Source organism: Rhizobium sp. Root491 (genome assembly GCF_001427205.1).
Classification (GTDB): domain Bacteria; phylum Pseudomonadota; class Alphaproteobacteria; order Rhizobiales; family Rhizobiaceae; genus Agrobacterium; species Agrobacterium tumefaciens.
This window is the reverse complement of the sequence record NZ_LMFF01000006.1, coordinates 66440-78279: the sequence shown is the minus strand read 5'-3', so window position 1 is coordinate 78279 and position 11840 is coordinate 66440. Positions and strand designations below refer to the sequence as shown.

The 11840-nt window shown below is 56.6% G+C and carries 17 protein-coding genes and 1 pseudogene; 1 reads left to right on the top strand and 17 read right to left on the bottom strand.

What is annotated here, in order from left to right; genetic code table 11:
- Nucleotides 1-358 precede the first annotated feature (358 nt).
- The 12 genes from ASD46_RS10335 to ASD46_RS27030 form a co-directional block, all read right to left on the bottom strand.
- Nucleotides 359-943, bottom strand: coding sequence for a hypothetical protein (locus tag ASD46_RS10335; protein ID WP_060642200.1), 585 nt, complete (start codon nt 941-943; stop codon nt 359-361).
- 4 nt (nt 944-947) lie between these two features.
- A complete protein-coding gene (locus tag ASD46_RS10330) occupies nt 948-1169 on the bottom strand; it encodes a hypothetical protein (protein WP_019564363.1) in 222 nt (73 codons plus the stop codon).
- Between the two features lie 221 nt (nt 1170-1390).
- On the bottom strand, nt 1391-1564 hold the full coding sequence (locus tag ASD46_RS27945) for a DUF2158 domain-containing protein (RefSeq protein ID WP_156390026.1): 174 nt from the start codon (nt 1562-1564) through the stop codon (nt 1391-1393).
- A gap of 708 nt (nt 1565-2272) precedes the next feature.
- A complete protein-coding gene (locus ASD46_RS10325; RefSeq protein WP_156390024.1) occupies nt 2273-2656 on the bottom strand; it encodes a hypothetical protein in 384 nt (127 codons plus the stop codon).
- A 112-nt stretch (nt 2657-2768) separates the two neighbouring features.
- Nucleotides 2769-3269, bottom strand: a complete 501-nt coding sequence (locus ASD46_RS10320) for a hypothetical protein (RefSeq protein WP_060642198.1) — start codon at nt 3267-3269, stop codon at nt 2769-2771.
- 63 nt (nt 3270-3332) lie between these two features.
- A complete protein-coding gene (locus ASD46_RS10315) occupies nt 3333-3755 on the bottom strand; it encodes a hypothetical protein (protein WP_323455112.1) in 423 nt (140 codons plus the stop codon).
- 133 nt (nt 3756-3888) lie between these two features.
- On the bottom strand, nt 3889-4269 hold the full coding sequence (locus tag ASD46_RS10310; RefSeq protein WP_060642197.1) for a hypothetical protein: 381 nt from the start codon (nt 4267-4269) through the stop codon (nt 3889-3891).
- Nucleotides 4270-4279: 10 nt separating this feature from the next.
- Entirely contained in the window at nt 4280-4522 is a 243-nt protein-coding gene (locus ASD46_RS10305; protein ID WP_060642196.1) for a hypothetical protein, read from the bottom strand.
- 83 nt (nt 4523-4605) lie between these two features.
- Nucleotides 4606-5259, bottom strand: a complete 654-nt coding sequence (locus tag ASD46_RS10300) for an SLATT domain-containing protein (RefSeq protein ID WP_060642201.1) — start codon at nt 5257-5259, stop codon at nt 4606-4608.
- A 56-nt stretch (nt 5260-5315) separates the two neighbouring features.
- Nucleotides 5316-5639: a hypothetical protein gene (locus ASD46_RS10295; RefSeq protein ID WP_060642195.1), complete on the bottom strand. Its 324-nt coding sequence runs from the start codon at nt 5637-5639 to the stop codon at nt 5316-5318.
- A complete protein-coding gene (locus ASD46_RS10290) occupies nt 5636-5848 on the bottom strand; it encodes a hypothetical protein (protein ID WP_060642194.1) in 213 nt (70 codons plus the stop codon). Before ASD46_RS10290 ends, ASD46_RS10295 begins: the two co-directional genes overlap by 4 nt.
- Entirely contained in the window at nt 5845-6261 is a 417-nt protein-coding gene (locus ASD46_RS27030; protein ID WP_060642193.1) for a hypothetical protein, read from the bottom strand. Before ASD46_RS27030 ends, ASD46_RS10290 begins: the two co-directional genes overlap by 4 nt.
- A 30-nt stretch (nt 6262-6291) precedes the next feature.
- On the opposite strand from ASD46_RS27030, the pseudogene ASD46_RS26435 reads away from it, so the two are divergent.
- Nucleotides 6292-6528: pseudogene (locus ASD46_RS26435) on the top strand (site-specific integrase); the annotation flags it as partial.
- Nucleotides 6529-6743: 215 nt separating this feature from the next.
- On the opposite strand, the gene ASD46_RS10280 reads toward ASD46_RS26435, so the two are convergent.
- Genes ASD46_RS10280 through bioB form a run of 5 tightly spaced genes read right to left on the bottom strand, consistent with a single transcriptional unit; the run spans nt 6744 to nt 11836 of the window.
- Nucleotides 6744-7730, bottom strand: coding sequence for a beta-ketoacyl-ACP synthase III (locus ASD46_RS10280; RefSeq protein ID WP_060642192.1), 987 nt, complete (start codon nt 7728-7730; stop codon nt 6744-6746).
- A gap of 2 nt (nt 7731-7732) precedes the next feature.
- Nucleotides 7733-9046, bottom strand: a complete 1314-nt coding sequence (locus ASD46_RS10275) for an adenosylmethionine--8-amino-7-oxononanoate transaminase (protein ID WP_060642191.1) — start codon at nt 9044-9046, stop codon at nt 7733-7735.
- The gene (bioD, locus tag ASD46_RS10270) at nt 9043-9681 is read right to left on the bottom strand and encodes a dethiobiotin synthase (protein WP_013762020.1); all 639 of its coding nucleotides are present in this window, start codon (nt 9679-9681) and stop codon (nt 9043-9045) included. Before bioD ends, ASD46_RS10275 begins: the two co-directional genes overlap by 4 nt.
- A complete protein-coding gene (locus ASD46_RS10265; RefSeq protein WP_060642190.1) occupies nt 9678-10820 on the bottom strand; it encodes an 8-amino-7-oxononanoate synthase in 1143 nt (380 codons plus the stop codon). The genes bioD and ASD46_RS10265 overlap by 4 nt, the downstream gene beginning before the upstream one ends.
- A complete protein-coding gene (bioB, locus tag ASD46_RS10260) occupies nt 10817-11836 on the bottom strand; it encodes a biotin synthase BioB (RefSeq protein WP_060642189.1) in 1020 nt (339 codons plus the stop codon). The genes ASD46_RS10265 and bioB overlap by 4 nt, the downstream gene beginning before the upstream one ends.
- Nucleotides 11837-11840: the final 4 nt, after the last annotated feature.

Here is an 11840-nt window from a genome sequence, read left to right as displayed (position 1 = left end):
CTTGTCAGCGACAATCAGCGTGATAACTTGATCTCGACCGCGACCTAAGAATCTCATCCAGATTGTCGCCAGCGTCTCATCCTGATTGCCGCGCTACAGTAGCCAAGCGATCGTAAGAAGGGCAACACAACGGCCGTCTTGACGGCTTCATCAGTAGCCATCGTACTGGAATGCGACTTCACCCGCTCAGCGATTGCGCGCAAGCTCTCTTCGATCGTGCTCATGTGTTCCCCCTGCAGAGCCATAATCAAAATAAAGTTGCTGAAGAGTTTGATTCCGTCAATCTGGCGTTGTCATCAATTTTAGGTCTTTGCTTAACAACGGCAGGGCAGACCGGTTGCGATAACTGGTCTTCTCGCTACTCATCCCATGAGGCTTCGAGGTGTCCGCCGAGCGCCGTCACGCCTCGCTGGATAGCCTTGAAGTTCGGGTATTTGCTGCTGCAACCGCGTGATCGGAAGTAGCGGCCCGTGCCGGCCTCGTCGTCAACATCCGGCATATACCAGCCGATTTCGTAAGCTCGCGATCGTAGCTGGTCGAGAGATTTGACGCCGGTGATTTTGTACGGCTTGCGCTTACGACGGTAGCCGTAATAGTAGGCGACCTTCCGGATGCGCTCGATCTCCACCCCTGGGAATGCAGCGCGAAGCTCGTCGTGGGTCGCTTCTGGATACAGCTTGCGCAACCTCTGTTTATCAAGCGGGCCCCACGTCCTGCGAGGAGAGGTCAATCCGAGCTTTCGGCATCGCGCTCGGATCGCGCATTCGGTCCGGTTATAAAGGATTTGGCGCAGAGCAAAGAAATCAGGATGGAATAGACGGCAGATGAAATCCTCATCCTCTGTCCATAACTTCTGCCCGAAAAGGGTGAAGCCAGATCGCAGCATCCTTTCACGGATACGCTCAGCAGACGCTGCGCCTCTGACAAACTGCGCGAACGACATCGCATCAAGCCGGCTTTTTCACTCTCAGCGTGCGATATGCGTTGAAGGTGCCTGCCTTGTCTGTGAACAGGTCGACCAGCGAGGATGGAAGGGAATTGAGTTCCCGCAACTGCGTGGCAAGATCAACAAACTGAAGCTTCAGGCGCTCGACCTCTGAAGCCTTCACTTCCTCAATCTTCGCTTCGATCTCGGCTTTCGCTCTTAGCAATTCCTGCAGCTCACTCATGGCTCCGTCTCCGCTTCTATTGGGAATGGGACGACCTTAGTAAGGGCTGCGGAGCCTTGTCCACGCCTTCTCTATCGTACGCTTTCTGACAGGCTAACGACGAGGATTTACTGTTTCGATATGGGCGCTATCGGCGCGTGTTGCGTTGCCGACAACGGTCACTATCGCTGGAACAAAATCCATGGCTCCGTAACGCAAGATGGGCTACGGAGCCGTCTTAGTCATTCAATGATGTCTAGGCTGGTTTCCGTAAATTCGTACCACTTATGCTCATACGTTCCCTCTTGCCGATTAAACCATTCGCAAATCAAGGCACCTTTGTCCGTAACCCGCTTGACCGTCATTATCGGTCCCCCCGATTTCAATCTGACGGTGTCACCTGCTTTTAGTCCCACTGCTATCTCCTATGTTGTCTCATGCCGATATTGAAAAACGCTCGGCCTGAAATGTTTGCCCAAGCGCTCGCAAGAGGCGCCACTGCTACGGATGCATACTCGCAAGTAGGTTACAAGGGGACAGGAACGCCGCCTCTAGGTTGTCAACAAATGTCAACATCACGGACAGGGTCGGCGGAGGGGTGGCGCCCGAAGTCCGGTCACGGTAAGTCACGATAAGGGTGATTATCGATAGCAAATTGTGCATCAAGATTCCGGAAGTTCCGCAGCAGTTGGCGGAACTATGGAATACCAATTAAACTGGATGACGGCTTCTCTGTCTGCATTGAGGTCGGAAGAGAGTATCAAGCCAGTGCCAGGCAATCCTGTTTTCTTGTTTACGACAAGAACAGTGAGGGGTGGTAGGCCGTTTTCGTCGCACCAATACATCAAGTGCCCGAGTTGCCTATCCAAGACACCTGACCCCTTATAACCTAGGCGATCCGCGATCATCTGATACGTTAATATCTCTCGGCGATGTGCCGCGCCGATTAGGATGAGGTAGATCTGCACCGCTCGGGTTCGTGTTGTAGAATTGGTGGCAAAATAAGAAACTGGCACTGATCAAATCCTGAAATTTTCCTGAGACGGCTAATGATAATGGTCATTCGCGATGGGTAACCGGTCCCCCATGACCAACACCGAGCAAGAACTGGAGAGGAAGGCGGACTAGGAGACGGTGGCGGGTTTCGGTAGCAGCGTGTAGGGGGTAGCTTGCCCTTCAGTGATCCCTCGTTCAAATCCAAGCAATGAGAACCATCGGCTAAGGTCAGAACGCGTCCCATAGCTTACGGCGACGACCGGCTTGTTATCGTGGTCGACTTGTATCCGCCTGACGTGTACGCGGCTGAAGCGCACGAATTTTTTGTCGAAGAATTCGGGGACGGCCGCGAAGCTTGTAAAGACGCAACCGTCGACTGCCTGCCAGGCAATAATCGCAATAGGTTCGCCTTCATGCGTAAGTGCGTGGGCATCGCCGGCGATCACCCATCCTCGAAACATGTCCTTCACTTTGCGTGGATTGAAGCCAGCGGCGACGTACTCTGCTGTCAATCGCTCCTCGTTATTCCGAAAGACCTTAGCTAGATCGCTGGTTGTTGCCTTCCTGTACTCCAATTCCGTCCCCCAAAGTTACCCATGCCAGTACTCAAGAATGCACGGCACTTCACTTCTGCGTCTTCATGCACGCGAGCAGAGAAGCACTCGCCTTAGTTGACCCTCTCGCGGTCAATAGATGCGGTCGATCGCTGATACCATCTTTGATGGCAATTTGCTTCTTGGCAGTGGCGAACGAAGCAACGAGAGATTCCGCATTCTCTTTCGTCAGCATGACTTGGGCAGCGGCCAAGTTGTCCCCGACGGCCCCTGTCTCTCCTGTCTGCCCGAGAAGCTTGACTCCATCGATTGCAAACTCAATTTCAGGTGTGAGGCCCTGAAGCCGTGTATCGAATGCGAAGCCCGGTATAGCTCGAAACATAAGTCCCTTCTCGGCGGTGTCGCATATAACGATGACACCCGATCGTAAGGAACTCATGAAGTCGACAGTTACGCGCTTACCGCCCGAGAATGGATCATCCTCTGTATCCACTGACCATTGCTGAAAACCTGCCATTGCAGGAGCAGAGATCGAAACGAAAAACACTGCTGACAGAACCCACTTGCGCATCCATATCCCTCCAAGCCGCGAGTTTGAATTTTCATCATCACAGGTTGTGCCTGTCAACGGGATTCACTTCGCCATCCGCATATACCGTTGAGCTTGGCTAACAGTCAGCCCGCTCTTTTCACGTAGCCATGGACCGAAATGACCGCGAGGCAACGAAGCCTTCATGTTGAGAAGCTCTCGCCCATAGTGAGCTTTCTGCGCTTCTGACAACCTTGTGTATGGCTTTGGTGGGTGAGGGGCCTGATTGCTGCGCTCATGCCTTGGAGCGATTGCAGCGGGTGAGATGAGGCGGCTATGCGCATCCCAGATTTCATGCTGCTTCTCAGCCGTTAGTTTCTTGAATTGCTGTACGCTCAAGCCGAGTCCGAAAGCTGCAAGAGCAATGGCTCGATTGCCCCGATCCTTGATCCTCATAGCGCGGTGAAGCTGGAAAGCGTTCATAGGGCGGAGGGTGCCAATGCCGTCAATCTCGATCTCGGTAATCACGGGAAAACTCCAGGCAAAAAGAAAGGCCGTCACCTCGGAAGGCCGGCCAATCCTTTGCGCCAGTTCATCCGTGGTCGCTGGTGAATACACAACAGGATTTGATGTGTTGACGCAATATCATCAGAATTTGTTTTTAATTGCTTTGCACATGCTTTATCGGTCGCCACCGGAGAGAAGCGCCATCATGTCGCGATGCTGACGCCCTAGCCTTCAGGCGCTCCGCATTCGCGTCTTTGGTCTCTTGGGCGACGGTGTCACGATGTAGCTGCGAGAGCCGCTCGCGGGCACGGGCCATCCGCTCCCGACTGAAATTGGCGTCTTCCATCTCTTTGCGGGCTTTTGCTACACCATCTGGCCGCGTAGCGGGGTCGAGCGCGATTTCGCTCGCTTTTTCGCTGTTCTCTTTTGCTGCAGCGTCAGCTCTGGATACGTCGCCCAGCAGACAGCTGATCTCCGACGACGAGAGTTTCGATGCAAAAGCATCAGCGATGCGTGTTTCAATGTCCTGTTTCATGCGATGCCGCTCACTGTCTGACATTGTCGTTGAGATCAGAGAGGTCGCCGGGTTCGAAAATGCCAGAGAAGCGGCTGCCAGAAGCACATAGCTTTTCAGCGGCAGCAGTCAGCACGAATTCATTGACGGAGACGCCAGCGCGGCTGGCAGCGGCGAACAGGGCTGTTCTGAAGCCCGAAGTGACCCGGCCGCCATTCAACATGACGATGACGATCGGGTCTTTCTGCTTTCGCTGTTTGGCGACGATGGACATAACCGTGACCTCCTGATCTCGTGTTCGAGATGCATTAGGCCACGGTTTTCACCTATTTGGGATTGGCAGGATACGGCAACATTTTACGACTTCGTCAGATACTTCGTCAATATTTCTTGAAATAATGGCGATGCGATTGCGGCAGCAGTCAATATTGCCGTAGTTGCAACTATTATCCTACCAAGAGCATCCACAAGTCTGTCATTTTTACTAACAGACTTTCGAGAAATATCGTTATCTTTTTTGGCTAATGACGGGAATTCATCTGGATGCTCGAGTCTGTATTTATCATAATCAACCGCGTCGTGATTGATATTGTACCGGCGCAATATTTCGTCATACCGATTGGAGAATAACGGGATCGTGGACCCGTCGATAATCACCGCTGTTAGAAGCTCGCGTCTCAGAGAATTTATTTCCAGAGCGCATCGATGGAATTGGTCCGCCTTAACTTGTCCCGCGTGTGACGATTGCAACAGCGATGACGCAAGGATGAAAATTGAGAGTGCAACGGTCGTTAGTGATATCGCGCTTTCAATCCACTGCTGCATTGGAAAGAATACTGGTAAAAGCGTTAAAACAACAACAGCTACAGAGGCGTAAGCCGTATTTGCAGTTCTTTTCCTGTCTGACTCTTCTATGCGCTTTGCGGCATTAAAGCGGACCCCTTTTGTCTGCTTCATGTCCTTCAGCAACTTATCGCGAGCGCTTTCTTGCGCAACTTCAACAACGCCCATACCGGCCCCCATATTTGATGTGGGAGCAATTCTCGGTGATGCGAGTTCACAAGCGTTTAAATTGGTAGGCCCAGATGCTCAAATATTCTTTTAACTCTTGGATGGTCGCGGTTGCCTCGCCGCAGAAGCTCCAGAGCGGCAAAGTCGCCGTGCTTGACCATCTCTAAAGCTGGTGCCGATATCTGCAGCGGCGAGCCTGGGCATGCCTTCACCCCTATTCCAAAGTCTCGGCACCAGTCCCTTATCGTGCGCTCACTCCGGCCGGTCACATGGACGGCCATCTTCAGGTTGATGATCTCATCATGGCGCATGAGAATAGGAGCGAGGCCTAAGCCCTCGCATCCATCCAAGTCCTTTGCCGTGAAAAGGTCCTCGCTCAAAACGCATCTCCGATAATGTTCTCTTGAGCCCATGCCACATAGCGATCGAGGAAAGGGCCGGCATCTTCACCGGTGCACTTGCGGTAAGCTTCGCGCGTCGGCCGGTCATATATCGCCCAAAGGAGCGCGTCGGCGTTGACCGGCAGCAGATATCCTTCCTCTGGATTGATATCGGGAATGCCGTTTATCGTGCCTGGTTCTGCTGTCATGCTGCACCGCCTTCGCGCGCGCGCGCAGCGTCATACTCAGGTTTTTCATGGGCTCCGCCCAAACCCGCAAGGAACTTCGTCCCTTGACCCAAAGCACTGGCTTCGCCAGCGCCGTTGCCATGCGGATCCGTTGCAAGCGGTTGCTTCGTTGAAAAAGAAATCACCGTTTCACACTGGCTCATTTGCTTTTGAAAGGTGGGCGTCTCACAGTAAGCGAATCCGACCTTGATTGCGCGAATGAGATCGTCTGCGGCCTTGTCGGCTCGATCGATACCGATAAGCGGTTCGAGCCTTTTGCGAGTCTGTGAACGAATGCTGTTTAGCTTTCCGGATCGCTTGGCCGTCTCAATGCTGACGATCGATCTCGCAACAGCGATCGTGGCACCGTGAGAGCGGTGAAAAGGAAACGGCAAAACCTCTGCCGGCGGATACCAGTCGAGGAGATCCTAGAGCCGAAATACACCGGCTTCCACGCGCTGCGGCATTGGTATGCCAGTTGGTGCATCAACAGGAAGGCAGATGGCGGGCTGGAGCTAACGGCTAAAGCTGTACAGACGCGCATGGGGCATAGCTCAATCCAAGTCACCTTCGACACTTATGGACACCTGTTTCCATCCGTCGATGAAGGTGAAGAAATGGCGGCGGCCGAAAGAGCGCTTTTCGCTGTCAATGCGACATAGGCGCAACATCGCAGATAATAGCATAGCAAAATCAACGGTTACTGAAACACTCTGACTCCGTTAATCTTGGTTCGAGTCCAGGTTCCCCAGCCAAATTTCGCCAAACAAAATCAAACTGTTTCGAGCACTTGAGCTGCATCACCGCGCTCTGCCTATATCTGCCAACGTTGTACGCGCGGCTCGATCCGACTCAGACATTTCCGTATCCAGCTGGCCTAGCCTCGATACACCACCGCCCCCCCAGTCATCCCCGCCCCTGCCGCCGTCAATAACAGCGTTTCACCCTCCGCGATGGGCCGCTCAGCATTGGAAACGGAAAGCGAAAGCGGAATAGTGGCGGCAGAAGAGTTGCCGAAGGTTTCGACTGTACGTACCGTCTTTTGCCGGTCGATGCCGATATTGCCGCAGACGGCATCGAACATGCGGGCATTGGCCTGATGCGGCACGAACCGGTGGATATCGGTAGCCGTCATTTCTGCGCGTTGCAGAGCGCGCTGTGAGGTCTGCGTCATCGCGGCGACCGCACGGGAAAAGACCTCGCGGCCGTCCCGCATCGTCATAAGGGTATCTTCAGCCTCTGTATCATTGGAAAAAGGCTGGCTGCTGCCGCCCGCCGCGATCTGGATCAGGTCGTAACCGCTCCCATCCGAAACGAGATCGGCAGACAAAAGGCCGCGCTGCGCATCCCGGCAGGGGACAAGCACGACGGCGCCGGCAGCATCGGCGAACAGAACCGCAGTTGCCCTTTCCGCCGGATTGATACGACGGCTTAAGATATTGGCGGCAACAACCAGCACCGCGCGGCCGTGGGTGCGGACAAAACCATCCGCAAGAGTGAGCGCATAGAGAAAACCGGAACAGGCCCCGGCAAGATCGATCGCCCCGGATTGTGTGAGGCCCAACCGGTGCGCAAGCAGCGGGGCCGAAGGCGGCAAAAGATGGTCTGGTGTGGAGGTCGCAAGCAATGTCAGTGCGATATCCTCGGCGCCAATTTTCGCGTTTTCCAGTGCCATGCGGCCGGCTTTTTCGGCAAGGCCGCTCAGCGTCTCGCCCTCTTGCGCCCAATAACGTGTGCGGATCCCCGTCCGACGCTCTATCCAGCCAGCCTCCAGCCCAAGACGCGTCTCAATCTCCGCGTTGCGGACACATCGCACTGGCACGGCATGCCCGAAGCCAGCCATGCGGGAAGAACGGGTCTGCATTGTCAGGCCTTTCGGAGACGGTTTTTGATCGCGGCCGCGCCGGGTTCTCCCGGAGCGGCTTCAGTCACGATCGAGGCCACTTCGTCCATGGCGTCAAAGGCACGGGTGAGGTCTTGCGCCGTAGAACAATAGGGCGGCATCAGATAGAGCACATTGCCGAGCGGGCGGATGATGAGCCCGCGCTCGCGGAACAATTGCCGCATGCGTGGCCCCGCCTCCGCGAGATAACCGCCGGAGGGCACGACGAGGTCAAGCGCTGCGATGGTTCCAATCTGGCGTATGTTGGTGAAGCGCCTGTCATCCGCAAATCGCCCGAGATTGTCGCGCAGCACTTCTTGCAGTTGACCGATGCGCTGCACCACTGGCTCATCCCGCCAAACCTGCAGATTGGCGACAGCGGCAGCGCAGGCAATCGGATTGGCGGTGTAGGAACTCGAATGGAAAAAGGTCTTGCGGCGATCGGTCGAGAAGTGAGCGTCGAAGATTTCGCCACTGCACAAGGTCGCTGCCAACGGCAGGGAGCCGCCGGTCAGCCCCTTGGAGGTGCACAGAATATCCGGGGAAACTCCCGCCTGCTCGCAGGCGAACATGGTTCCTGTCCGGCCCCAGCCCGTCATCACCTCGTCGGAGATGACAAGGCAACCGTAGCGTTCGGCAATTTGTTTCAGTCCGGCGAGAACGTCCGCGCGGTAAATCTTCATGCCACCGGCACCTAGAGCAAGCGGCTCGATCAGCAAGGCGGCGACTCGGCCCGAACGACAAAAGCTTTCGAACATGTCGAGCGTCTCCTGCTCACAATCCGCTTCCGGAAAAGCAAGTCGGTCGACGCCGAATAGCAGTGGTTCATACGCAGCATTGAACACGCCGCGTTCGCCCGTCGACATGGCGCCGATCGTATCACCGTGGTAGCCGTGCTCCATGACCACGATGCGATCTCGCTTTTCACCGCAATTGTGAAAATAACCGAGCGCCATTTTCAGCGCCACTTCCACCGAGGTCGAACCGCTATCGGAATAAAACACATGTTCCAAGCCGGCAGGCGCGAGTTCGATCAGCCCTTTGGCCAGCGTTTCGGCCGGCTCGTGCGAAAACTCGGCGAAAATGATCTGGTCGAAGGTCTCGGTCGCTGCGCGGATGGCGCACATGATTGCCGAGTGCCGGTGGCCGTGAGTGATGACCCACCAGGATGAAATTGCATCGAACAACCGCTGGCCATCCTCATCGACCAGATAGGCGCCCTCCGCCGAGACGATGCGTTTCATCGGCGGTTCCAGCCCGTGCTGGGTAAAAGGATGCCAGACGCGGGAACGACTCATGCCGGCACCTCCAGGAAATCAGCGAGATCGAATTGTTGAGCGAATGCATGGTGCAGCGCCTCGGCAGTCATCTCCGGTATGCGAGGCAAGCGGCCAAGCGAGCGAACTCGGCCGATATCGGCGATAATGCGCTGATTTTCCCGGTTCTCATCACCGATGAAGACCACGCCGTGCACCGGAATGGCTCTCAGCCGCAGCGCCTCGAGCGACAGCAGCGTGTGGTTGATGGTGCCGAGTGAGGTTCTGGCGCACAGGATCAGCGGAATTCGCCAGCGGGCGAAAATATCGACAAACAGCAATGTGTCGGTCAGCGGCACCAGCAGACCGCCCGCCCCTTCGATCACCAGCGGCCCATCCGTTTCCGGCGGCAGCAAAAGCTCGGGCTCGATCGTGACATTGTCGAAGCGGGCCGAAAGATGCGGTGAGGCCGGCATTTTCAGGCGATAGGCCTCCGGCAGGATGCGCGCGCGCGGCACGCCACCCATCCGCTCCACCACCTCGCTGTCGGTCTCTTCCTCGAGCCCGGATTGCACCGGCTTCCAGTAATGGGCTTGCAATGCGTGAGTAAGCGCCGCAGAAAAAACCGTCTTACCGATACCCGTATCGGTGCCCGAGACGATGAAACGGAGGCTCATCGTTCCTCCTCGATGGCGAGGGCGAGCAGCCCGACCATATCGGCGATCTGGCTTTCCTCGACATTGAGCGTAATGGATATGCGCAGGCGTGCCGTGCCTTCCGGCACCGTTGGCGGGCGGATAGCGCGCACGTCGAAGCCGCCGTCCCGCATACGCGTGGCGATCTTCAGTGCACGCGCATTGTCACCAATCATCACCGGCAATATCTGCGAGCCGCCGGGCGTCACGCCCAGCCGGGATCGTAATTGTTCGCTGGCCAAATTTATCAGTTCTTCCAGACGGATGCGCCGCCAGGGCTCGTCGGCGACGATCCGCAAGGCCTCCCGCACAGCCGCCGCCATCAGCGGTGACGGCGCGGTCGAATAGATGAAACCGCGGGCGCGGTTGGTGAGGTAATCGGCAAGAACCGCAGGCAGACTGATAAGCGCGCCGGAAAGACCAAGCGCCTTGCCGCAGGTGTGCAGCGCCACGACATTACCCCGACCTTCCAGTTCAGCGGCCAGGCCGCGCCGGCCCGGCCCGAACACGCCGGTGGCATGCGCCTCATCGACGACGAGAAAGCCGCCATGTCGCCCGGCGAGGTCGGCAAGGGCCGCAACCGGCGCCCGGTCACCATCCATGGAATAGAGGCTCTCCACCGCGATCCACGGGCGACCTTTGCCGCCCGCCTGCCGCCATCTGTTTATTTCCCGTTCGAATGCCTCAACCTGATTATGCGGCACAGCGACCGCCTTCGCCTTGCCGGCGGCAATGCCGTCATGCACGCTGGCATGGATCAGCGCATCGTAGAGAACGAGGTCGTCCCGCAGCGGCAGCGCGGAAAAAAGTGCGACATTGGCGGCAAATCCGCTACCGAAATAGATCGCCCTCTCAGCGCCGAAAAATACCGCCGCCTCCGTTTCAAGCGCCTCATGTTCGGGATGGTTGCCACGAAGCAGCCGCGAACCACCTGCACCCACAGGCACGCCCCTCTCGATTGCGTCAGTGATCGCCGCCTTCAGCCGGGGTGCATCGGCAAGCCCGAGATAGTCGTTGGAGGTAAAGTCGATACCCTGCCGGGGCGCTAGCGCCCGCAGGCGCGACTTGCGGTGCAGACCGGCAAGCTTCAGCTCATAGGCGGAGAGCGCCGACGAATTCACCGGGTCTCTCCCGCTTCCGCCGTTTGCAACGCCATCGGCTTCAGGCCCAGCCGCCGGAACAGCGCCGTATCGTGATCTTCCCCCGGATTATCCGCCGTCAGCAGCGTCTCGCCGACGAAGATGGAATTCGCCCCGGCCAGAAAACAGAGCGCCTGCGTCTCATCACTCATTTCGGTACGTCCGGCGGAAAGCCTCACATGCGAACGGGGCATGAGGATGCGCGCAAGCGCAATGGTGCGGACGAAATCGATCGGATCAACCGGAGCGGCCTTGGCAAGCTTCGAGCCGGGGATCGGGATCAGCATGTTGATCGGCACGCTTTCCGGCGGAACCGGCAGATTAGCAAGGGTTACCAGCATGGAAATACGGTCCTCGACCGTTTCTCCCATGCCGAGAATGCCGCCGGCGCAGACCTTCATGCCGGCATCACGAACATTGGCAAGCGTTTCCAGCCGATCTTCGAAGGTGCGGGTGGTGATGATCTCCGAATAGAACCGCTCCGACGTATCGACATTGTGATTGTAGTAATCTAGCCCGGCGTGGGCGAGACGTTCGGATTGTTCCGGCGTCAGCATGCCGAGTGTCATGCAGGTTTCCATGCCGAGCGCCTTGACGCCTTGGACCATTGCCACCACCGCCTCCATGTCGCGCTCCTTAGGGTTGCGCCACGCCGCCCCCATGCAATAGCGCGTCGCCCCGCCCTCTTTCGCCTTGCGTGCCTCTGCCAGCACTCGCTCCACCTCCATGAGTTTGGAAGCCTTCAGACCTGTTGGATTGCGGGCGGACTGGCTGCAATAACCACAATCCTCCGGGCAGCCGCCGGTCTTTATCGATAAAAGCCGGCTCATCTGGATGGCGTTGGCATCGAAATGGCGACGATGCACCTGCTGTGCCCGGAACAGGAGGTCATTAAATGGTAAATTATAGATAATTTTTGCTTCTTCGAGTGAAGGATCCGCTTTGATTGAGGGAATCTGCGCCTGATTTTGTTCAATTTCCGTGATAATCTGATTCATCCGG

What these genes read in the sequence shown, in the direction of transcription:
- ASD46_RS10290 (WP_060642194.1), bottom strand. Translation starts at nt 5,848, where the DNA reads ATGACAGCAGAACCAGGCACGATAAACGGCATTCCCGATATCAATCCA.
- ASD46_RS10280 (WP_060642192.1), bottom strand. Translation starts at nt 7,730, where the DNA reads ATGCAGACCCGTTCTTCCCGCATGGCTGGCTTCGGGCATGCCGTGCCA.
- ASD46_RS10305 (WP_060642196.1), bottom strand. Translation starts at nt 4,522, where the DNA reads ATGTCCATCGTCGCCAAACAGCGAAAGCAGAAAGACCCGATCGTCATC.
- ASD46_RS10330 (WP_019564363.1), bottom strand. Translation starts at nt 1,169, where the DNA reads ATGAGTGAGCTGCAGGAATTGCTAAGAGCGAAAGCCGAGATCGAAGCG.
- bioB (WP_060642189.1), bottom strand. Translation starts at nt 11,836, where the DNA reads ATGAATCAGATTATCACGGAAATTGAACAAAATCAGGCGCAGATTCCC.
- ASD46_RS10300 (WP_060642201.1), bottom strand. Translation starts at nt 5,259, where the DNA reads ATGGGCGTTGTTGAAGTTGCGCAAGAAAGCGCTCGCGATAAGTTGCTG.
- ASD46_RS10320 (WP_060642198.1), bottom strand. Translation starts at nt 3,269, where the DNA reads ATGCGCAAGTGGGTTCTGTCAGCAGTGTTTTTCGTTTCGATCTCTGCT.
- ASD46_RS10310 (WP_060642197.1), bottom strand. Translation starts at nt 4,269, where the DNA reads ATGAAACAGGACATTGAAACACGCATCGCTGATGCTTTTGCATCGAAA.
- ASD46_RS10275 (WP_060642191.1), bottom strand. Translation starts at nt 9,046, where the DNA reads ATGAGTCGTTCCCGCGTCTGGCATCCTTTTACCCAGCACGGGCTGGAA.
- ASD46_RS10335 (WP_060642200.1), bottom strand. Translation starts at nt 943, where the DNA reads ATGTCGTTCGCGCAGTTTGTCAGAGGCGCAGCGTCTGCTGAGCGTATC.
- bioD (WP_013762020.1), bottom strand. Translation starts at nt 9,681, where the DNA reads ATGAGCCTCCGTTTCATCGTCTCGGGCACCGATACGGGTATCGGTAAG.